The 22,118-nt window shown below is 58.5% G+C and carries 17 protein-coding genes and 1 tRNA gene; 13 read left to right on the forward strand and 5 right to left on the reverse strand.

Annotated elements, in window-relative coordinates; translation table 11 throughout:
• Positions 1 to 14 precede the first annotated feature (14 nt).
• Both B3527_RS13610 and aroA read right to left on the reverse strand, forming a co-directional pair.
• Positions 15 to 1,109, reverse strand: a complete 1,095-nt coding sequence (locus B3527_RS13610) for an NADH:flavin oxidoreductase (protein ID WP_290480223.1) — start codon at positions 1,107 to 1,109, stop codon at positions 15 to 17.
• A gap of 51 nt (positions 1,110 to 1,160) precedes the next feature.
• Complete coding sequence (gene aroA / locus B3527_RS13615) at positions 1,161 to 2,483, reverse strand: 3-phosphoshikimate 1-carboxyvinyltransferase (protein WP_290480224.1); 1,323 nt, start codon at positions 2,481 to 2,483, stop codon at positions 1,161 to 1,163.
• 118 nt (positions 2,484 to 2,601) lie between these two features.
• Between aroA and B3527_RS13620 the strand changes: the two genes are divergently transcribed.
• From B3527_RS13620 to B3527_RS13650, 7 genes are all read left to right on the forward strand, one after another.
• Positions 2,602 to 3,117: a TIGR02300 family protein gene (locus tag B3527_RS13620; protein ID WP_290480225.1), complete on the forward strand. Its 516-nt coding sequence runs from the start codon at positions 2,602 to 2,604 to the stop codon at positions 3,115 to 3,117.
• Positions 3,118 to 3,163: 46 nt separating this feature from the next.
• Positions 3,164 to 3,239 (forward strand) — tRNA-Ala (locus tag B3527_RS13625).
• A gap of 224 nt (positions 3,240 to 3,463) precedes the next feature.
• Positions 3,464 to 3,703 (forward strand): DUF1150 family protein, encoded by a 240-nt coding sequence (locus tag B3527_RS13630; RefSeq protein ID WP_206991666.1) that lies wholly within the window; start codon positions 3,464 to 3,466, stop codon positions 3,701 to 3,703.
• 78 nt (positions 3,704 to 3,781) lie between these two features.
• Positions 3,782 to 5,020 (forward strand): parallel beta-helix domain-containing protein, encoded by a 1,239-nt coding sequence (locus B3527_RS13635; RefSeq protein WP_290480226.1) that lies wholly within the window; start codon positions 3,782 to 3,784, stop codon positions 5,018 to 5,020.
• 11 nt (positions 5,021 to 5,031) lie between these two features.
• Positions 5,032 to 6,081, forward strand: coding sequence for an SO2930 family diheme c-type cytochrome (locus tag B3527_RS13640; protein WP_290480227.1), 1,050 nt, complete (start codon positions 5,032 to 5,034; stop codon positions 6,079 to 6,081).
• Between the two features lie 70 nt (positions 6,082 to 6,151).
• On the forward strand, positions 6,152 to 7,378 hold the full coding sequence (locus tag B3527_RS13645) for a threonine ammonia-lyase (protein ID WP_290480228.1): 1,227 nt from the start codon (positions 6,152 to 6,154) through the stop codon (positions 7,376 to 7,378).
• 81 nt (positions 7,379 to 7,459) lie between these two features.
• On the forward strand, positions 7,460 to 8,341 hold the full coding sequence (locus B3527_RS13650; RefSeq protein WP_290480229.1) for an FKBP-type peptidyl-prolyl cis-trans isomerase: 882 nt from the start codon (positions 7,460 to 7,462) through the stop codon (positions 8,339 to 8,341).
• Here B3527_RS13650 and B3527_RS13655 read toward each other — a convergent pair.
• Positions 8,338 to 9,957 (reverse strand): caspase family protein, encoded by a 1,620-nt coding sequence (locus B3527_RS13655; protein ID WP_290480230.1) that lies wholly within the window; start codon positions 9,955 to 9,957, stop codon positions 8,338 to 8,340. The genes B3527_RS13650 and B3527_RS13655 overlap by 4 nt on opposite strands.
• A gap of 133 nt (positions 9,958 to 10,090) precedes the next feature.
• Between B3527_RS13655 and cysQ the strand changes: the two genes are divergently transcribed.
• The 3 genes from cysQ to B3527_RS13670 all read left to right on the forward strand — a co-directional run bounded on the left by cysQ (position 10,091) and on the right by B3527_RS13670 (position 13,303).
• Positions 10,091 to 10,882, forward strand: coding sequence for a 3'(2'),5'-bisphosphate nucleotidase CysQ (gene cysQ, locus B3527_RS13660; protein ID WP_414651600.1), 792 nt, complete (start codon positions 10,091 to 10,093; stop codon positions 10,880 to 10,882).
• 59 nt (positions 10,883 to 10,941) lie between these two features.
• Complete coding sequence (gene glmM / locus B3527_RS13665) at positions 10,942 to 12,282, forward strand: phosphoglucosamine mutase (RefSeq protein WP_290480232.1); 1,341 nt, start codon at positions 10,942 to 10,944, stop codon at positions 12,280 to 12,282.
• Positions 12,283 to 12,397: 115 nt separating this feature from the next.
• On the forward strand, positions 12,398 to 13,303 hold the full coding sequence (locus tag B3527_RS13670; RefSeq protein ID WP_290480233.1) for a hypothetical protein: 906 nt from the start codon (positions 12,398 to 12,400) through the stop codon (positions 13,301 to 13,303).
• Here the strand turns inward: B3527_RS13670 and B3527_RS13675 are convergent.
• The gene (locus B3527_RS13675; protein ID WP_290480234.1) at positions 13,272 to 13,949 is read right to left on the reverse strand and encodes a 2-hydroxychromene-2-carboxylate isomerase; all 678 of its coding nucleotides are present in this window, start codon (positions 13,947 to 13,949) and stop codon (positions 13,272 to 13,274) included. The genes B3527_RS13670 and B3527_RS13675 overlap by 32 nt on opposite strands.
• 64 nt (positions 13,950 to 14,013) lie before the next feature.
• Here B3527_RS13675 and B3527_RS13680 point away from each other — a divergent pair, with 64 nt between their 5' ends.
• Positions 14,014 to 14,970: an alpha/beta hydrolase gene (locus tag B3527_RS13680; protein WP_290480235.1), complete on the forward strand. Its 957-nt coding sequence runs from the start codon at positions 14,014 to 14,016 to the stop codon at positions 14,968 to 14,970.
• A 61-nt stretch (positions 14,971 to 15,031) separates the two neighbouring features.
• On the opposite strand, the gene B3527_RS13685 is transcribed toward B3527_RS13680, so the two are convergent.
• The gene (locus B3527_RS13685; RefSeq protein WP_290480236.1) at positions 15,032 to 17,917 is read right to left on the reverse strand and encodes a TonB-dependent receptor domain-containing protein; all 2,886 of its coding nucleotides are present in this window, start codon (positions 17,915 to 17,917) and stop codon (positions 15,032 to 15,034) included.
• 381 nt (positions 17,918 to 18,298) lie between these two features.
• On the opposite strand from B3527_RS13685, the gene B3527_RS13690 reads away from it, so the two are divergent.
• A complete protein-coding gene (locus B3527_RS13690; protein WP_290480237.1) occupies positions 18,299 to 20,635 on the forward strand; it encodes a TonB-dependent receptor in 2,337 nt (778 codons plus the stop codon).
• Between the two features lie 79 nt (positions 20,636 to 20,714).
• Positions 20,715 to 22,118 (forward strand): protein adenylyltransferase SelO family protein, encoded by a 1,404-nt coding sequence (locus B3527_RS13695; RefSeq protein WP_290480238.1) that lies wholly within the window; start codon positions 20,715 to 20,717, stop codon positions 22,116 to 22,118.

Below are 22,118 nucleotides of genomic sequence, written 5' to 3' on the forward strand. Positions count from 1 at the left end.
TCCCAAGGGTCAAGTCAAGCCGGGGCTGCCGTCGCCTCCACAAACCCTTTCCAGCCGCTCATATAGTCGATGAAGCTCTCGCCCAGCCCCTCCTGGCGCAGATGCGCGCGCGAAACTGGCAGCGCAGTCGGCTCGAAATCCGGATTGGCGGATACCTGTTTTGGGAAATCATGGTGCAAGATCGCCCCCCGACCGACCACAACGAAATCAAGACCAGCCTCAACCGCTTCACGGCATTTCGCGCCTGTGGTCAGCTTTCCAGCCGCGCCCAACCGAACCTCGCCCCGCTCCAAATCGGTGAACCAGTCGACGAGCCGGCGGTCCTGATAAGCTTCATCAACAGGCGTCTTGAATACATCCCATAGTGAAAGATCCAGATAGTCGATCTGACCCTCGGCCATGACCCGCCGTGCAACTTCACGAACCTCGATCAGGTCCATGCCGAACCTTTCCGGCGAAAGACGCAGGCCAACCGAAAAATCGTCCCCGCAGGCTGCACGGATGCCGTCGATTATCTCGAAGGTCAGACGGGCCCGGTTTTCCAGATTGCCCCCGTAGCGATCATCGCGCTTGTTAATTTCGGCGCTGAGGAATTGGCAGAGCAGGTATCCATGCGCCCCATGAACTTCGACGCCATGAAACCCTGCCGCTTCGCACCGGACCGCCGCTGCAATGAAATCGTCGCGCGCCTGCTCCACTTCAGCAAGCGTCATCGCCCGCGCGCCGAATTCCTCATGATCAGACGGACAGACTGGTTGCTGCCCCTCGATCAACTCATGCGGCGTGCGCATGCCTGCATGATGCAACTGCACCACTGAGTGGCTGCCTGCGGCATTGATATTCGCGGCAAGCTCGCGAAGTCCCGGCAAATGGGCATCATCATAACAACCCAATTGGCCTGGAAAACCGATACCATGGGGATCAATCTGCGCCGCCGCCGTCATGGTCAGACCAAAGCCGCCCTCGGCACGCATCGAAAGCCAACGGATCTCGTCGGCGCTTAGCAGGCCATCCGCATGGCTCTGTTGATTGGTGAGAGGGGCCAGCATGAACCGGTTTTTCAGGGCTGGGCCGTGCGCAAGAGTCAGGGGAGAGTTGAGGTCTGTCATACGACCAAGATGCCCGCTTATCGGGTCTGGTCAATTTTGACCCTGCGGAAATCAGCCTTCCGATATTTCCGCGCCCAACTCCGCCATATGGCTCAGGAAGTCCGGATAGCTCGTCGCGATCATCGTGATGTCGTCAACGTGCACGGGCTTCTGGGACGCCGTTCCCATGACCAGCGCACTCATCGCGATGCGGTGGTCATGACGGGTCTCGACCAGACCACCTCCCGGAGGCGGGCCGCCGCAGCCCTGCACCGCGAACCCGTCCGGGCGTTCCTCGGCCTCAACACCGTTGGCACGCAGCATGGCAACAACGGCACCGATCCGGTCCGACTCCTTGACGCGAAGTTCTTCGGCGCCGATTACAATTGTCTCGCCGTCCGCAAAGGCCGCCATGACACCCAGAATCGGGAATTCATCGATCATCGAAGGCACAAGGCGTTCCGGCACCGCCTTGCCGGAGAGATGCGCCGACCCCGCATGAATGTTGATCAAACGTTCACCAGCCGCATCACCCATTTCCTCCGCGCCCAGATGCGCGCCCATCAGATTTGCAACATCATAGAAGCCGGAACGTGTGAGGTTGGACATAACACCCTCAACCATCACATCGCCCTGCGGCGAGAGGATACCGGCCGCGACCAGGAAGGCGGCGGAAGATGGATCGCCCGGAATGGCCGCATCAATGGCCGACAACATCTGTCCACCCGCCAGTGAAACGCGGACACCCTCGGTTCCAATCCGCTCAGTGCCAACCTCAACACCGAAGCCGCGCAGCATGCGTTCGGTATGGTCGCGCGTCTGGCGCGCTTCTTCGACAATGGTGGTGCCTTCTGCGTTCAGTCCCGCCAGCATTACGGCCGACTTCACTTGAGCCGACGCAATAGGCGGCACATAAGTGATCGCCTTGAGACTTTCGGTCCCGACAATCGCGAAGGGCAACTGGCCGTCCGGCCCGGCCGTGTCGAGGCCCCGCATCAGGCGCAAGGGTTTCAGGATACGATTCATGGGGCGTGAGCGCAGGCTCTCATCCCCGGTCATCTCCACATTGATCGGATAGCCGGACACCAACCCCATCATCAAACGTGAACCTGTTCCGGAATTGCCAAAGTCCAGTACTTTGGTCGGCTGGGTCAGTCCTTTTTCGCCAACACCGGTAACTTCCCAGGCACCCGGCCCCGTTTGTTTTACCGTTGCACCCAGGGCCTCCATTGCCCAGCCCGTGCGGAGCACATCTTCGCCGTCCAAAAGCCCGGTAAACCGGCTCTTTCCTGCCGCGAGCCCCCCGAAGATAAGTGCCCTGTGAGAGCAGGATTTATCACCCGGCGCACGTATAACGCCCTTGAGACTTTTTACGGGTCGGCTGGTCCAGACCATTTCAGGTACATTCCGTGGTTGATTGACGACGTGAAATGGGGCTTTGACAGCGTGAGGCGTTCATGGCAAGCGCCCGGCCATATCAAATTCAGAGATGACTTAAAGGAGGCTGTCTCCCATGTCGAAAGACAAACTTGGAACCAAACAGGTCTGCCCGTCCTGCGAGGCACGCTTCTACGACCTCAACAAACGTCCGTGCGTCTGCCCAAAGTGCGGCGAGGAGTTTGACCCGGAAGACGAAGTCATCCGCACCACGATCACGAAAGTGAAGGCCAAGGCTGCCAAGGCCGCGGTCAAGACCGAAGATGATGACGAGGATGATGACGACGAGGACGACTCCGCCGCCCGCACCAATGACGATGATGAGGACGAGGATGATGAAGTCGACGAGGAAGTCGCCAAAGAGCTTGGTGGCGACGAAGAAGAAGTGATCCTGGAAGGCGCATCCGAAGACGACGAGGACGGCGACACGCCCGCCAAGGTTCCTGCCGGCTTCAACGAGGAAGGTGTCGACGATGATGACGATGACGTCCTGCTGGATGACGACGACGATACCGATTTCGAAATCGACGCAGATGTCGACGATGATGACGACGACGATCTGCCGCTCGATGATGAGGATAATGAAAAATAAACTTGAATCACGGGAGCGGCGGATGTAACTGCGTCGCTTCCGGTTCGGGGCCATAGCTCAGTTGGGAGAGCGCTTGCATGGCATGCAAGAGGTCGTCGGTTCGATTCCGTCTGGCTCCACCATTTCCTTCCTCGCCCGAACCGGGCTCGCGCGGGAAGCCCGTTTTCTGAACCTCGCATGAATATTACGGATGCACAGCAGCACATCATCGTGATGCGATGCCTTCAAGATGCCCCAATGCCGGCCTTGAACGGGAACCTTTATCCCCCACCTTTATTATGAACACTGGAACAGATCGTTCCGACGTTCGGCATGTCTGTCTCTTGCGACGGAAAGGATTGGAGCGATGACAACAGAACTGAAAACGAACCCGTTTGAAAACGATGCCTTCGTATATATCCGCCATCTTGATGCCGGAGAGCTTTCGGGGATTCTTCCCGCGAACGCCATCGACCAGATCGACGAACCTGAAGATTTGTTCGTTGTGGCATCTGCCGACGGAGTCCACTTGGCCGTAGTCCAGGGGCGTGAAGCCGCCTTTGCTGCCGCCCGGTCGCACGACCTCAAACCCCTGAGCGTGCACTAGGATACGATTTCAAACTAATACTTGCCTTTCCCTCCCCTTGGATTGAAATTCGATTCAAACCAAGGGGAGGGTTGAACTTTGAAACGCATTATTCTGGGCTCTGTGTGTTTGAGTATTGCCGCACTGGCCTCATGCGGCGATTCCGCACCAAAAGATGATGCCGCCCCTGCAGCTGGCATAGTTTCGGCCGAAGGAGATTTTGCCACAAATTTGCAGACAGCCCTCATCGAGGCTGTTTCCGGCAGCACCGTCGAGCTTCCTGTAGGCCACTTCCAACTTGAAACCGGCCTTTCCCTCGACGTGAACGGCATCACGCTTATTGGCGCGGGATCAGACAAGACCATACTCGATTTCTCCGGCCAAACCGGTGCCGGCGAGGGCCTTCTGGTTACATCAGACGATGTCACGCTGGCTGAATTCTCCATTCGCGACACCAAGGGCGACGGCATCAAATCCAAAGGAGCGGACCGGATCACCTATCGTGACCTGATCGTGGAATGGTCTGGCGATCCCGATGAAAGCAATGGCGCATACGGCGTATACCCGGTCGAATCACGAGACGTGCTCATCGAGCGCGTTGTCGTACGCGGTGCATCCGATGCGGGTATCTATGTCGGCCAGTCCAAAAACATCATCGTTCGCAATTCGGTCGCCGAGTACAATGTTGCCGGCATCGAGATAGAAAATTCGATGAATGCGGACGTTTACGGAAACATTGCCCAGCACAATACTGGCGGCATTCTTGTTTTCGATCTGCCTGATCTGCCGCAAACGGGCGGACACTCGACGCGAATCTTCGACAATCAGATCATCGACAACAACACCCGCAATTTCGCCCCTGCCGGCAATATCGTGGCGGGCGTACCATCCGGAACGGGCGTCATCATCATGGCCAACCGTAACGTGCATGTGTTTTCGAACAATTTTTCAAACAATCGCTCGGCGCACATTCTGATGACAGCCTATCCCGAACCCTTCAGTGACGAAACATACAACCCCGTGCCTCGCAATGTCGTCCTCGTTGGCAATTCCTATTCTGGCGGCGGCGACGACCCCCAAGGCATGCTGCAACCCATCGCCGAAGCCATGGGAGGCATCCTGCCGGAAATCGTCAGCGATGGCGTGGTGGCATGGGAAGGCGGCAGTGTTCCGACAACCAACATCTCCATTCAGGAGGATGAGTCTGTTGGCTTCATCGATCTGGGCATTGGCAAGTATCCTGCCGATCCAACCAGCATCGCCCCATCCAACCAGCGTCCCGACGCTGCGCCAGCGGAGCAACCATCGGCGGTCGTACTGCCACAGGATGAAAACTAGCGGTCGACACGATGATTGCGCGCCTTTTTCTGATTGCCTGCCTGCTGGTAACGGCCTGCGGCGGTTATGATCATACGGCCGCGCCATCCCTCGAAACAATCCTGAGCGACAGACCCGCCCAAACGCTATCAGAATACGGATTGTTTACAGACCGCACCGCCGAAACGCCCGCAAGCCGGGTTCTGGCATATGACCTGGTAAACCCCCTCTTTTCCGACCACGCCGTGAAGCATCGCTTCGTTTTCGTGCCCGGCGGCGAACAGGCAATCTACTCGGATACGGATGTCTTCAGCTTTCCTGTCGGTACCGTGCTGGTAAAAACCTTTTCCTTCGCGCCGGACATGCGCACGCCCAAGACAGACCGGTACAAGGTGGAGACAAGGCTCCTGATTCACAAGAAAGATGGTTGGGCCGCGTTTCCTTATATCTGGAACGCGTCTGGCACCGAGGCGACCTACGCGCCTGCGGGCAAGCAAATCAATATCGACATGATCGATCCTTCCGGAACGCCTTTGGGCATTCGTTACGCCATACCGAACAAGAACCAGTGCAAGACCTGCCACCAAAGCGGAGATTCGGTTCTACCGATCGGGCCAAAAGCGCGAAACCTGAATCATGACGGGCCGACAGGTTTCAGCCAACTCTCCAACTGGCAGGCCCGCGGCATAATCGATGGTGTCCCGACTCATCCACCCGTGGTCCCTCCTGTCTGGGATACGAGCCTTCCGGTCGAGTCCCGCGCCCGCGCTTATCTGGATATAAACTGCGCCCATTGCCACAAGGCCGATGGATCAGCCTCCAACTCCGGCCTCTGGCTCGGCTGGACCGAAACCGAGCCCGTAAAGATAGGTCTCGGCAAACATCCGACGGCCGCCGGGCGCGGCTCAGGCGGGCGGAGCATGGTCGTAGAACCGGGTCAGCCCGACCAGTCGATCCTGGTCTTTCGCATGGCCTCTGACGAAGCGGGCATCGCGATGCCGGAACTCGGCCGCAGCGTGATCGACGAAGACGGCCTCTTGCTGGTTCGGGAGTGGATCGAAAGCCTTGACGGGCGGGAGTAGTTCCAGCCTTGCCCTTGCCGGACCGCGAGCATAGGGTGCGCGCGTTTTGCACCCTCAAGAATGGCTCATCATGCCCGACACCCAGACAACAGACCTTCCCGTGACCCTGTCCGATATCGAAGCGGCCGCCAGCCTGCTCGAAGGCCAGATCGTTCACACACCGCTGAACCTGTCTCGGACCCTGTCTCATATTACCGGCGCAGAAGTGTGGGTGAAGTTCGAGAACCAGCAATTCACCGCCGCCTTCAAGGAGCGCGGCGCGCTCAACAAGCTGTCGAAACTGACCGACGACCAGAAGCAACGCGGCGTGATCGCGGCGTCTGCGGGCAACCATTCTCAGGGTGTGGCTTATCACGCGCGACGCCTGGGCATCCCGGCCACCATCGTGATGGCCAAGACGACCCCATTCAGCAAGGTCGAGCATACGCGGAGCCACGGGGCACGCGTTCTGCTGGAGGGGCTGATCTTCGACGAAGCCAAACAGTACGCAATGGAGGTTTGCGAGCGCGACAATCTTACCTTCCTGCACCCTTTTGACGATCCAGACATCATCGCGGGCCAGGGCACGATCGCACTGGAAATGCTGGCAGCCCAACCAGACCTCGACACGCTGGTCGTTCCGATCGGCGGCGGCGGACTGATCAGCGGCATCGCCATTGCGGCAAAGGCCCTGAAACCGGACATCCAGATCATCGGCGTCGAGGCGGCGATGTATCCTTGTATGCACGCCGCGCTTCGTGGCGAAACGCCAAAAACCGGCGGCGCCACGATCGCGGAAGGCATCGCCGTGAAGGAAGCAGGTGAATTGACCCGTCAGATCTGCGCCGAACTGGTCGATGACATCGTTCTCGTTGAAGAAGAACATCTCGAGCGCGCCATCACGCTCTACGCGGAAGTCGAGAAGACCATCGCGGAAGGCGCAGGCGCAGCGGGCCTCGCAGCCCTGATCGCTCATCCCGCCCGCTTTCAAGGCCGCAAAGTAGGTCTCGTGCTCTGCGGCGGCAACATCGACACGCGCCTCCTGTCGTCCGTGCTGACACGCGCCCTGGTTCGTGAACACCGCCTGACCTCCATCCGGATCATCGGCGACGATCGGCCCGGCCTGCTCGCACTCGTCTCAAAGATCATTGGCGACCAGGGTGCCAACATCATGGAAGTTGCGCACAACCGGATCGCGCTGGATGTGCCCGCCAAGGGAGCCGAATTCGATATCCTGATCGAGACGCGCGACGCGCAGCATACGCAGGAAGTGATCGATGCATTGGCGCAGGCAGGCTATCCTCCGCGTTCACTTTGATCGATATGTCAGCCGCCAAGGTGACTTGGCGGCGAGACCTGACTAAACCCGAATGAACATCCCAGCCAACTGGAGAGTCAAATGATCCGGACCATAATCGCCGCCTTTGCGGCCATTCTGCTTGTTGCTTGCGGCGGCACTCCCGACACCACTGACCTGGATGCAACGTTTGAAACCTATCTACCTTGGGGCGCCGAGCGCTCTGACGTGGAAACCGGCATGGGCGGTCTGGAATACATCGTATTGAAAGAAGGCCCTGATGGCGGTGCCAGTCCTGTGCCGTCAGACATGGTGCGCGTGCACTATGAAGGCCGCACCGCAGGTGGAGACAAATTCGATTCCTCCTATGATCGCGGCTCGCCCTCCATGTTCCGCCTGAATCAGGTCATCCCGGGCTGGACGCAGGGCCTGCAACAGATGACCGAAGGCGACGTCTACCTGTTCTACATTCCGAACGCGCTGGCCTATGGCAATCGCAATCGCGGCGACATCATCAAGGCTGGCGACGATCTCGTCTTCCAGGTTGAACTGGTCGAAGTGATGGAGCCTAAATCCGCCGACGCCGAAGCGTGGGAAAAGTACACACCGTGGAATCCAGAACTGCCGGAAGTTCAGAAAACGGAGTCGGGCCTGCAATACGTCGTGCTGGAGCGCGGAGATGCCGCTGGCGAGAGCCCGGTAAATGGCGAAATGGTCGCTGTCTATTATGAAGGCCGCCTTGTGGAGACCGGCGAGATGTTCGACAGCGCCTTTCAACGCGGGCAACCGGAAACATTCCCCTCCAATCGCCTGATCCCCGGCTGGGTAGAGGCGCTCGCCATGATGAAGCCGGGTGATCGCTGGTTGATGTATATCCCGTCAGATATCGCCTATGGCGCGCAAGGCACACCGGGCGGTCCAATCCCGCCAAATGCCGACCTGATGTTCGAAGTCGAACTGCTGGACGTCATCAAGAGCAATTAAGGGTACGGGTCGGACGGCGGAGCATACGTGTCCTCCGGCCCCATCTGTGTGGTCTCGTCCTCTGGACGGATATCCGCCCGAAAAAAGATCGGCAGGTCGAGAGACGTCTGGAACCAGGGCCGCTCCGCTCCGTCCGTGCGCGCTTGAACATCCAATGCGACGCGGCGCATGACTGTTTCAATATCAATTCGGTCCTCGGACTGGATTATCCGGGAGAAGGAGCCCGCAAATTCCGAATCCGTCTGCGGGTTCAATCGATGTGTGCCCGGCGCAACCGCATAAGCGACGACCACATTGTCCCGACCAAAGTCTTCGTTGAAGCCGGGATCACCCCCCCGGTGACCCATTCCGTTAAATGGACGCCCGCAATCCGCCAAAACCATAATCGCCTGGGCGGATGAACTTTCCAGACGCGAAACCAGGTCACCAAGTCGAACCGATGATTGTACCGCCTCGAAATTATTACGCGGCAGTTCGCCTTCCATCATGAGGTAATTGTCCCCCGAAATATCGGTGCCGTAGCCCGCAAAATAGACAAGCCCCACGGCAGCTGGCCCGGCAACTCTCAAGCGATCAATGAAAGCATCCACATGACTGAAAAAGTCCGAATACTCAGTGTCGGGAGCATATATCGTACTATATCCGCTGGCTTCCAGCGCCGCGCGGACTTTCTCGCCGTCCGCATGTGTACCAGACAGAGAGAAGGCCTGTGATTCTGAATACGAGTTCGCAATCACCAGGGCTTGCCGGAGCGGCCAGCGGGCTCCACCCGGCGTCATCTCGACCCGGTCCAACTCCCACGAGCCAATCTTGATATCAGACGACCGCCGTTGCAGCCGCGAAAGATTCATGGGCTCCTGACGCTGAAAAGTCTTTTCCAACACGTCGAGACGCACCTGTTCGAACATGTCCCGAACGGTGGTTGCCGGTTTGCTCAGGCGGGTGCTGAGCGCGCTGGCATAAGGCCCATTCCCGTCATCTGCGCGACCATCGCTGGCCGTTTCGCCTTCCCAGGTTGCAAAGGACAGGAACATGTTGCGCTCCCCCGCCCCGCCGGCAGTGCGGCGTAATCCTCGGAACGATTCGCCGCCGCCAAGCGAGCGCTGCGCCTCCGGAAGCTGCAGCACATTTCGACAGGCATCAATCGCCACGACGCTTGGGGCGTCCAGCGCATCCAGTTTCTGCATCAACCAGTCGAGCGACACCGAATCATCCCACAGCGCATCATCAAGCACATCCGCCTCTTCCACCGGGATCAGGTAGTTTCCCTCGTTCTCTCTGGCCGCGCCATGGCCGGAATAATAGAAAAAGCCCATCGCATCCGGACCCGCTTCTTTCAGCACGTCCACATAGTCCCGGATCGCAGCCATCATGTTTGAGCGGTTCGCATCGCGGACAATGTCACCTGACACGAGTCGAAAGCCGCAATTTGCAATTCCCTGCGCCACCAGCTCCGCATCATTGACCGGGTTTGCCAATGTGCCAATGCCACTGGAATAGGCCGCATTCCCCATGATCAGGGCAATCCGAGGCTTTGCGGGCGTTTCCTGGGTTTGCCCCGGCCACGGCATGGCAGCAGCGCCTCCAAGAAGCATCATGTGGCGACGTGAGATCATCTTCACCCTCTTTGACGACCGAGCATCAAGTCTGCCGATGCGGACCTGCTGCGTCAACGCCGCGGGCATTTTTGGGTTGCTTCAACCCGGAGCGGCTGACAGGAAGGGCCGGAATTTGATCAGGGGACCCTACATAGTGACGATTACTGCGGACCAACTCGGCCGGATTGCCCTCGATGCCGGCAAGCTCATAATGGATATATATGCGAGCGACTTCGGCGTGGAACACAAAGGCGATGCGTCACCAGTAACCGAAGCCGACCAGCGCGCGGAAGAATTGATCCTGAAAGGTCTCGCTGAGGCAGAACCTGATCTCGCCGTGGTGGCGGAGGAATCCTTCAGTGAAGGCAAGGTGCCCGAACATGGTTATCGGTTTGCGCTGGTCGACCCGCTCGATGGCACCAAGGAATTCGTGAACAAGAATGGCGAATTCACGGTCAATGTGGCGATCATAGAACATGGCCGCCCGGTCATGGGTGTTGTGTATGCGCCAGCCAAGAACCGGCTGTTTATTGCGGAAAGCCACAATTCCGCCTGGCAAGCCACGGCTGAACCCGGCGGCGAGCTTCCAACGGTCCGCAAAGCGCTGAAGATTCGGCCTGCGCCCGAAGCTGGCCTGACCGCTGTGGCGTCCAAATCCCACCGCTCACCTGAAACGAATGAATGGCTCAGCAAGTTCAATGTGGCCGAGACGGTGGGTGCAGGCTCTTCCCTGAAGTTCTGCCTGATAGCAGCAGGAGAAGCTGACCTCTATCCCCGCATGGGTCGCACCATGGAATGGGACACCGCAGCCGGCCATGCTGTTGTGGAAGCTGCGGGTGGCCGCGTCCTGACGGAAGAAGGCACACCCTTGCTCTATGGCAAGACCGGTCGAGGGTACGATAATCCGCATTTCATCGTATATGGCGACGTCACCCCCGCCTGAGGACCGATCTCGATTTTTCTCGTCAGACCTGCCAGAATCGCGGGCGAAGGATTTGGATCATGGCACGACAGTATTTTGGAACCGATGGCATACGCGGGCGCGTGAACACACCGCCCATGACCGCAGAATCCGCTTTGCGGCTTGCGATTGCTGCAGCCCGCACTTTTGCCCCGAATGGCGGTCGTGAAGTCGTCATTGGTCGTGACACACGCCGCTCAGGCCAGATGATTGAAGCAGCCTTGATTGCAGGCCTGACCAGTATGGGGCTCAAACCCGTCCTGCTGGGCATTGTCCCCACTCCTACCGTCGCCTTGATGACACGCGAGACCGGGGCGGCCCTCGGTCTGATGGTCTCGGCCTCACATAACAAATCAGACGACAACGGTATCAAACTCTTCAGTCCCGCAGGGATCAAGCTTACGGACGCCGAAGAAGAGGCTCTGGAAGCCGCCATGGCATCAGCCTTTGAAGGCGACTTCGCCCCGCCACCCGCCATTTCAACGCCGCACCACATGAAGGGCGCAACCACTCTCTACCTGGAACGCTGCCTTGAAACGGTGGGCACGGACATTGATTTCTCTGGCCTGAAGATCGTCCTGGATTGCGCGCATGGCGCGGCTTACGAGGTTGGCCCGGCCGCACTGCGCCAACTGGGCGCCGACGTAACAATCATTGGCGACACACCCGATGGGCTGAACATAAATGCAGGAGTCGGATCCACAGCCACCGGCCTGCTGAAATCCACCGTCACTGAGACCGGCGCGGACATTGGCATCGCCTTCGATGGCGATGCCGACCGCGTTATCGTGATTGATGAGCTGGGTGAAGAAGTGGATGGCGATCAGGTCATGGCGCTCATCGCGGGCGAACTTCATCGCGCCGGCCGTCTCAAGGGCGGTGGCATGGTCGCCACGATCATGTCGAACATGGGGCTTGCCGAATATCTCAAGGGGCTGGATCTCACCCTCGCCCGTACCAAAGTGGGCGATCGCTATGTCGGCGAACATATGCGCCAACATGGTTTCAATCTGGGCGGCGAACAGTCCGGCCATATCATTCTGTCCGACGTCTCGACCACAGGCGACGGCCTGCTAGCGGCACTCCAGGTGCTGAAAACGCTCGCCTCCAGTGATCGGCCCGCTTCCAGTATCATGCGGGTGTTTGAGCCTGCACCCCAGGAATTGGTCAACATCCCCTTCAATGGCTCCAATCCCCTTGAAAGCTCAGGCGTGGGCGATGCCCTGACGCAAGCGGACGAGCTGTTGGGCGAACGCGGCCGTATGGTTGTACGCAAATCTGGCACAGAACCCCTGATCCGAGTCATGGCTGAGGCCCTGGATGAAGAACTGATGCACCGTGCGCTTTCGCTAGTGGTCGCTGCAGTTCAGGCCGAGGCCTGAAGTATATTTGACGCGACCCGCGCGCGAAGTCTCTGAAGCAAAACGGTTTTTCTGTCCCGATAAGTCTTTGTCAGTATTTTCCCCATATAACCTATATTGTATCGGGGGACGTATAATGACGTTTGACGCGCGAGGCGGGGAAAAATCAGCAGGCGGAAACACGCTTGTTTTCGGAGCGATCACCCTGGCCGTTGTAGCAGGCGCATTCTTCGCTGTGCTCAACTTGCCTCAATCCGCAAACCACGCTGCGCCGGGAAGCGCTCACACGCTTGCTCGGATGCAAGACGCCGCCACCACCACAAAGATGGAATATCCGGAGTTCTCTGGAAAATCGGCCAGGTCATTCCTGTCCGCCCTCAGCCGCGTCGATCCCGCGGCACGCGCAAATCTTGATCGGCGGCTCGCCAAAGCCGACGCATACGATCATACGAAAATTGCCATCGAAGAGGCTGGCCAGGTATTGGCTCGGCACAAGTCGGACTTGGCAAAGGCTGATATGCGCCATGTCGATGACTGGCTGGATATGACCCGTTCACAGCTCAAGAGCGCATCGCGTTCCGGGCATCGCTGGTGTGCCGGCAGCCGATATCAGGACTTCAACACAGCGTCAGGCCTGTCGGGTCAGATGGCCGCTGCGTCCGACCTCGCAGATCTTGGCTCCGAACTGACTGACTATTCGTTTGCGTCAATCAGTATAGCGCTCTTGGCCATTGAAGACGCCCAAACGCGTCCCGTGAAGCACGGCAACTTGACATCTCGCGATGAAGCGGCACTTCAAGGCGTCGCGATGTCCCTGATGTCGGATCCACAAATCATGCCACTCCTAATGGCCTCCGGACCGGAAGGTCCGTCGAAGTCAGCGCTGGCTTCTCTCGATATGTGCCAATTGGGCGCGACTGCCGTAACCGCGCTGAAAACCCTGCCCCAGGGGACCAAGGGCCGCGCATTTGCTGAGATGGTTCGCTCTGCGGATTTCAGCGGTGGAGACCTCAGCCAGTTAAAGAGCTTGTCGAGCTTTTGAATGACCGGCGCTGCACGCCAGACTGTTCCAGTCGCCACTCCAGAACATCCAGCCGGTCCTGGCCGAAGAAGGCCTCCCCTTCGAACACCATCAGCGGCACACCCCAATGATGCGGATCCTGAGCAGCCTGGTTCTCGGCAATCAAGCCTTCGAGCCGGTCCTTCTCTGCTTCCTGCCGAGAGTCCAGATCGGCGAGGTCAAACCCTGCACGCGCGGCAGCTTCAACCAGAGCAGTCCCTTCGGTCCAAGCCCCTCCTGACCAGATCAGGCTGGAGACCTCATCCATGAAGGCCCAGCCCTCGGCGTCGCCGATCTCACAAGCAAGAATCCCCATTCGGGTCAGCCGACCAATATGCGGCTGGTCCGGTGAAATCTCGCGGGTCATCATGTTCATGACGACAGGATCCGGATTGAGCGCTCCGAGCGGTAGCCCCAGATATTGCGACAGACGGACAATATCCCTCATCAGATAGGGCACCCATTGCGGCCGTATTTCGGAGAAGAATTCCGGCGTTCGAATGGCAATCGGATAGACTGGTCGCGGACGCACCCGTACATCCCAGGCATTGCTCATGCTGCGAAGGCGCTTGGTCGCAAGATAGGAATAGGGCGAACGAAACGACCAGAAGACGTCTATGGTTTTCATATCGTCATCTTGGCGGCGTATTGCCGTCTTCACAAGGCCGGAATTTACCCCCATTTAGCCTGTCATGGGCTTCGATGATACCTTCCGCCAATTCATGGACAAATTCCAGATGCCGGACTTTTCCGCTGTAGACTGGAAAGGTTCGGTCGATCGTCTGCGCCAGCAATTCTATGTCGCCAGTCGCGCGATCGAGCGTGATGCGCCGGAGATGGCAAATATCTCGCTGATCACCATCCCCGGCCCCGGCGGGCCGATGAAGGCACGTATCTACACCCCCCTCGGCGCAGGCATTCCGCCCGGTCCGGGAATCATTTTCTTCCATGGCGGCGGCTTTGTGCTCGGCGACCTGGACAGTCATGACATGATCTGCAAGCGGCTGGCTGAAGGCGCACGCTCCAGGGTGATCGCGATCGACTACCGGCTCGCGCCGGAGCACAAATTTCCCGCGGCCCATGAAGATGCCCTCGCCGCATGGAGCTGGATCACCACCCATGCCGAAGCGTGCGGGGTTGATCCGGACCGGTTGGCGGTCAGCGGCGACAGTGCTGGCGGAAACCTGTCTGCCTTTCTGGCTCAGGAATTGTTGCGGACGGGCCAAAAGGGCCCTGCCTTCCAGCTATTGCTCTATCCGCTTGTACAATTTGTGGACATCCGCACAAAGAAAATGAGTTTCCAGGAAGGCGGCTTCTTCATATCAGCCAATCTGTTCGAGTATTTCCGCGATGCCTATATCGGGAATGATGCCGAACGAATGGATCCTCGCGTCTCGCCCCTCTTCGCAGAACCGAATGCCTTCAAGGGCCTGCCGCCAGCGCACTTCGTACTGTGCGGATGGGACCCGCTCAAGGATGAAGGCCTCGCCTATGCCGACAAGATGGCGAGTTTTGGCGTGCGCGTCAGCGTGCGCGAACATCCGGGCATGGTACATGGCTTCATGAACATGACCGCCCTGTCAGATGCCGTGCGCGTTGCTATCCGCGATGCCGGCGTTGAAGCTGGCCGGGCACTTGGCGCCTTCTGACATCCCGGCATAAAAAAGGGGACGACCCGAAGGCCGTCCCCAGTGCTGCATTCGATGGCAATCAGTTGCTGCCGCCGAAACGCTTGGTCACACTTATCTTGAATGTACGGCCAAACGGATTGTGTGTGTAGGGATCATAATTCAGATCGAACTGTGCAAATGGTGGATCTTCATCCGTCACGTTCACCACAGACAGACCGAGGTCGAGGTCCCAAGCGGTCGACTGCCAAGTGTAGAACAGGTCGAACGTGGTCTGGCTATCGATCTCCGTCGTGTTGTTGCCAGTCAGGTCGCCACGCTCATCATCATATGCATCCATGTAGCGCATCACAGCGCGGAAGTTGTGATCACCGAGCTCATAGTTCCCAAAGATATTGGCTTTGAGCTGCGGCAGCGAGCGGGAGAAATTCGACCGGTTGAACTGGCCGACCCGATCACCGCCGGCAATCATCACGCCTTCGATGTCGAAATCGTCCACATCATACTCTATGATATAACTGGCTTCGCCGCCGAGGGTGAAGCTTGAGGTGTTCATGTCCCAGACCTGTTCGGCACGGACGTCCACGCCGGACGTCTGAATGTCCGGGCCGTTCACGACATTTGTCCTGATACGGGCAATTTCATCGGCTGTATTGATGCCGTCACCATTGTTGTCGGTGAAGGTGATCCGCGACAGGATCGGGTTCTCCAGGTCCCCAGCCGCCAGGGCCGCAACGGCGGCACCCACGATCGACGACTGGTCTTCGACAATGATCGGATCCGAGAAGTCGAAATTGTAGTAGTCGATCGACGCGGTGAATCCGTTCTGGTTGTCATACAGGGCGCCGACATTGAAGCTGAAAGCCGATTCCGGGCTCAGGGCCGCATCGCCGAACTGGTCGACCGCCTTGAACGCCGAGGCTGCACCAACGAACTGCAGGGTCGTGACCTGGCCGGACAGCTGGTTCAGGGTTGGCCCGCGGAACGAGGTCTGGGCCGAACCTCGCAGGGCGAGGTTGTCATTGGCCTGCCACTTGATCGCAACCTTTGGGTCGAAGGTCGAGCCAACATCGCCACCATAATCTTCGTAGCGCATGGCCACCTGCATATCTATGTCCTCATAGAGCGGCACCTGCAGTTCACCGAAGACGGCATAGATGGTCTGGTCCTCATCCACTGGCGTCGTACCGGCCAAGAAGGAGAATGGTCCCGTGCCGCCCGGGCCCGGATTGAGGGTCAGGTTCGTCACGTCGTTTGGAACGACTTCATAACCTTCCCGACGCACCTGCATGCCGACGCCCCAGCCCACTTCGCCACCAGCGGCCTGGATGCCGCTCATGCCGGACATGGAGGCATCAAATACCAGAAGGTCTGTGGTCACCGTGGTGCCGACACCGTCCGTCAGCCAGTCGGCCAGCGTTTCGGTGTTTTCCAAGCCTGGTACATAGCTCGGGTTCGCGACACCGGTAATTCCGTTGGCAGCAATCGCGTTCGAGAACGGGTTGTAATATTCACACCCGCCGGCACCGGCCGTCAGCGATCCGGCATAGCCGGCCGCATAGGGCTGGGTTCCGGTCGCCGGGTCGTTCCCCGTGATCGGGTCCGTACAGACACCAAATCCGTTCAGAGCGGCGGTGAAGCCAGCGATATAGGTGTCATTCGTCACCCGCTCGCCTTCCGTGGTCGACCAGCTCAGCGCGGCATCCCAATTGATGCCATTGTCGAACTGCCCGGCCAGGTCACTGGCCACGCGATAACTCTCATAGGTACGGAAGCCTTCCTGCGGTCCGCCATCCGATCCGGGGTAACCGCCCCAACCAAACGAACGGCCGATAAACAGCGCCGCCAGCGTGCCGGCCGGGAACTGACCAGGATTGTCGGCCATGTATTGCTGGAAGCCAGGATGCGAGGCCAGAACGACTTGGGTCGCAAGCTCCTGCGGCGGATAAGACGGAGACGTCTTCCAAGACGGCACGTCGCTGTAGCCATAAAGGCCCTCGATGTGGAAATCGATGCCATTGCCGAAGGTCCGGTTGTACTCGGAGAAGACCTGGTAGCGCTCCTCTTCCTCGACCAGGTTGTCATACTGGGTGAAGTTGAAGTTGCACAGGCCGCTAGCCGGATTGACGAAGCCGCCCGTATCAACACAGCCGAGGTCGCCGGTCGGACCCTGGATTGCTCCGACCTGGCCGCCAATAAGTCCCAGTGGCACATAATAGCCGGGATTGGACAGGGTGGACCAGCCGCCGACCGGATTATCGGCATAAGGCAGGATCGCCCAGTCCTTCTCCAGCAGTGGCACTTCCGGACGGAAATTGTAGCCTACCGAAGTGACCCAGTTCCAGTTGCCGCCCTGCATGCCGTAGGAGGCATTGATGTTGTACTCGCCGTCGGTGCCGTCGAATTGCTGGAAGTCAGCGCTGATTTCGAACCCTTCCAGGTCTGACCGTGTTATGAAGTTCACGACGCCGGCAATGGCGTCCGAACCATAGATCGCGGCCGCGCCATCCTTCAGCACCTCGATCCGGCCGACTGCGGCACTCGGGATCATGTTCGTGTCAATGAACAGCTGCGCCTGCTCGCCAATCGCATAAGGGTGATAGGTCTGGCGGCGTCCATTGATCAGGACCAGTGTCCTGGCTGGGCCAAGCCCGCGTAGGTTGACGTTGGACGTACCCTCCAGTCCGTTCGAGGCGAACTGATTGGTTTGTCCATCAACCCCCGACGATACGCCGAGATTCCGGATCAGTTCCGTTATTGATGGCGAACCCTCAAGTTTCAATTCAGCGGCGGTCAGCACGTCGACTGGCAGCGCGGCATCTTCCGGTGTACCCGCGATCAGCGAGCCAGTAACCGTAACGGTCGACTGGCGCAGCTCGCTCCCGTCTTCCTCCTGTGCGACGGCCGGCATACCGACCGCCAGCGCAGCGCAAGACGCACTTATCCACATTTTCATTTGGTGTTTCATATACTTCCTCCCGTGGTGTGAGCGGCCGAATCTAGTGTTCGGCTCATGTCTCACTCACAGGCAGCATATGCTCGCTTCCGGACGGAAACAGGGTAATTTTGTTGTGCGGCGCAACAAATTGCCGCAGCTTCCTTACGGGACGCCATCATTACAACGTTGTCGTATCTAGAAGCTTGATCCGGACCTGCACAATTTCTGAACATATCTGGTCGGAAACGGCCCGATTGTGGCGCAAATGTTACAGTAAAAAACAATCCCCGACAGACTCGTTATTTGAGGCTGAATCTAGCGAAATAGCGATTATTTTTAATCGTACCCGCCGCCAAGAGCGGGCTCCGAAATACCCTCCCGGAACTATAATATTACAATCAGGAAACTGCTATGCATCTCAAACAATCGTTGTTTGCGACGGCTTCCGCCGTCCTTCTAATTGCGACCAATGCCCAGGCACAGGAAGCTGAAACCGAACGTGAATCTGCAATCGATCGCGTACTTGGAACGGTCACTGTGACCGCCACAAAGAAAAAGGACGTCGAGAATGTTCAGGATGTGCCCGTCGCGGTTACGGCCTTCAACTCCGACACGCTCGACGCGCTGAACGTCACGACACTGGAAAGCCTGTCCTACTCGTCCCCAAACGTTTCGCTGGATGATGTCGGCACGTCACGCGGCACTGCGAACTTCGCCATTCGTGGTCTGGGCGTGAACTCGTCCATCCCATCGATCGATCCGGCCGTCGGCGTCTTCATCGACGGTGTCTACCTGGGCGTGAACAGCGGCGTGGTCATCGACCTGTTCGACGTGGACAGCATCGAAATTCTGCGTGGCCCTCAAGGCCTCCTGTTTGGTCGCAACACCACTGGCGGCGCTGTGGTCGTGAACACGGGCAATCCGTCGGATGAATTCACCTACAAGATCGGTGCGAAAGTTGACGGCCCGGTTGACGAGGACCGTGGTGGCAACAGCGCTACTGTCCAAGGCTACGTCTCCGGCCCGCTGATCGAAGGCGTGCTGAACGGAAAGATCGGCGCCTCCTACACAACCGACGCCGGCTATTTCGAAAACCAGTACAATGGCGACAATCACGGTGAACTCCAGACCGCAACCTATCGCGGCGCGCTGGAATTCACGCCCACCGAGCGTCTCACCTTCCTCGGCAAGGTCGAGTATACCGACAGCCGCGGTGATGGCCCATCCGGCTCCAACGCTGGCTATTTCGACCGCGACTCGTTCGATTTCTCAATTGACGAGCCAGGCTTGGCAGAATCCGAAACTGTCTTCGGCTCTCTGCGTACCGATTATGACGTTGATTTCGGCAACGGCCGTATCACCAACATCTTCGGCTATCGTGATTATACGGGCGACTCGATCGGCGACATTGATGCTTCGCCAATCACCTTCTTTCATTCCGGTGCTGAGCTCTCGCAGGAACAGTTCTCCAACGAGCTGCGCTATGCTGGCACGTTCGGAAAAGCGGACGTGACGACTGGCGTGTACTATTTCGAGCAAGAAATCGCCTACACTGAAACGCGCAACCTGCCGACCACCCGCCCAGCCACGCTTCCAGCGACAATTCCGTGGGGCTTCTATGGTGGTGGCCGTCAGGACCATACCGTCTGGGGCGCCTTCGCCAACGTCGACTATTCCCTCACGGACAAGCTGGTCGGTACGCTCGGCCTGCGTTATTCCAATGAAGAAAAAGAAGCCGACGTTATCTATCTCCGTCCACGCAATGAGTGTTCGGTTGTTGGCGGCACCTGTTCGCCAGACGGCACCAACGCTCTGATCTCGCTGATCACAGGTGGTTTGGCACAGGAGCCTAATGGTTTCAGTGATGGCAATGAGTGGTCCAACTGGACGCCGAAAGTTGGCCTGCAATACTTCTGGAACGACAATTTGCAGACCTATGGTCACTACACCAAAGGCTTCCGCTCCGGTGGCTACAATTTCCGCATCACCGATATTCCGATCTTCTTCGACTTCGTGAACCAAACCGGCGATTTCGGATTTGATGAAGAAGAAGTCGACGCCTTCGAAGTTGGATTCAAGACCAGCAGTGAAGACGGTCGTATCCAGGTCAATGGTGCTGTGTTCCACACCGAAATCCAGAACATGCAGCGTGAGGTCAACACCGCTGGTTCATCGGGCGTTGTTCAGAACATCATCAACACCGCCGATGCGACCATCACGGGCGTCGAAGTGGATGGTCGGGTCGCCTTCGCAGACTCCTGGCTAGCCACGTTCAATGTCGGCATGATCGATGCATCCTATGATGACGTGTTCTTCGATCTGGATGCGGACGGTGTCGTGGGTGACAGCGATCTCGCACTCGACCTCCCCCGCGTGCCACAAGCAACCTGGGGCGTCGGTCTCATCAAGGACATCGACCTCGGGAACTCCGGTGCCCTCGTCGGTCAGGTGAACTATCAATATCGTGACCGTATCGCATATACTGACAGCAACTTCGGTTGGATTCGTTCCGCCAACATGCTGAATGCGAACCTGACTTGGGAAACGCCAATAGACGGTCTCGCCGCGTCGATCTACGGCAAGAACCTGCTAGACGAAGTTCAGACGGGTAACGATACCCAGCTGCCTTTCCCGGCCCCTCGGTCGACCGGTACGCAGCTACCTTACCAGAATGACCCTGGTGGCAGCACGTTCGCTCCGCTCAAGAAAGGCCGTCTTGTTGGCCTCGAGCTGACCTACGAATACTAGGATCAGTTCCTGTCAATCTTTTCGGAAAGGGCGGCCCGGCGGGTCGCCCTTTCTTCATTCAGGCCCTATGTGAGAGCGCATGACCCAGACCCCCCCCATTCTCGCCATCGCCGATTTCATAAGCGACCCCGTCGATCCTGCAGACTTCCCGAAGCATACAATACGGTACTGGAACACGCGCTGGGCCGACGAGGTCGGTCTGGGCGATCTGGATACAGCGGATCAGGCGACCCATTTCGGCCGGTTCGCGCCCCTGCCCCAAAATCTGCAACAGCCCCTCGCCCTGCGCTATCATGGCCACCAGTTCGGCACCTACAATCCGCAACTGGGCGATGGACGCGGCTTCCTGTTTGCACAGGTCCGCGACACGGACTCACGCCTGCTCGATCTAGGTACGAAGGGCTCCGGTCAGACGCCATGGAGTCGCCAAGGCGATGGCCGCCTGACGCTCAAGGGTGGCGTGCGCGAGATTCTTGCCGCGAATTACCTCGAAGCCCTTGGCGTAAACACCTCCAAGCCGTTCGCCCTCATAGAGACCGGCGAACAGCTGGCCCGGAACGATGAACCCTCCCCGACTCGCTCTGCCGTACTCACTCGCCTGTCACACAGTCACATCCGCTTCGGCAGCTTCCAGCGCCTCGCCTATCTCGAACAGCCAGATGATCTGGCCCGGCTCGTCGACTATGTGGTCACAAACTTCCATCCTCTGGCGAAGGATGAGGATGTCAGTCGCAAGACGGTAAACATGCTCTCGGCCATAGCATCCGCGACCGGTCACATGATCGGGCAATGGATGACCGCTGGTTTCGTGCATGGCGTGATGAACACGGACAATTTCAATATTACCGGCGAGACATTCGATTTCGGTCCGTGGCGGTTCCTGCCGATTTCCGATCCGAACTTCACCGCCGCCTATTTCGACCAGCAGGGTCTATACCGTTTCGGGCGCCAACCCCTGCAGGGTGGATGGGCACTCCAACAACTCGCCTCCGCCCTCTTGCCCCTCGCTGGGGCGGAAGACCTCGCCACTGGTCTCAAGCCTTATGAACGCGCCTATCAGGAAAGCTTCGTTTCTCACACTCATGCCATGCTCGGCATTGCACCATTCGGTGATCCTGATGCGGATACGGAGTTCCTGCAGGCATTCTACGCGTGGATGACCGAGACAGGTGCGAGCTGGCCGCAAACCTTCTTTGACTGGTTTGGCGGGCATGAAAGCACCTCGCGGGCCGACGCCTCACCCCAGGCTGCGCTCTATAAGGAAGACCGGTTTTCGCCTGTGCGGGACGCGCTGGTCGCTCGTAGCCCGGTCCGGCCCGAACGCCTTCAGCACGCCTACTTCCAGGCCCCTGCCCCGGTCAGCCTGGTGATCGATGAAGTCGAGGCGGTCTGGGCGCCCATTGCCGAGTCGGACGACTGGTCAGCTTTGCACGCAAAGCTCGACCATATCGAACAGGCGCGCCTTGCCTACGACTGGCACTAA

Origin of the sequence: Hyphomonas sp. UBA4505, from assembly GCF_002388685.1 — a bacterium.
In the GTDB taxonomy this organism is placed as follows: domain Bacteria; phylum Pseudomonadota; class Alphaproteobacteria; order Caulobacterales; family Hyphomonadaceae; genus Hyphomonas.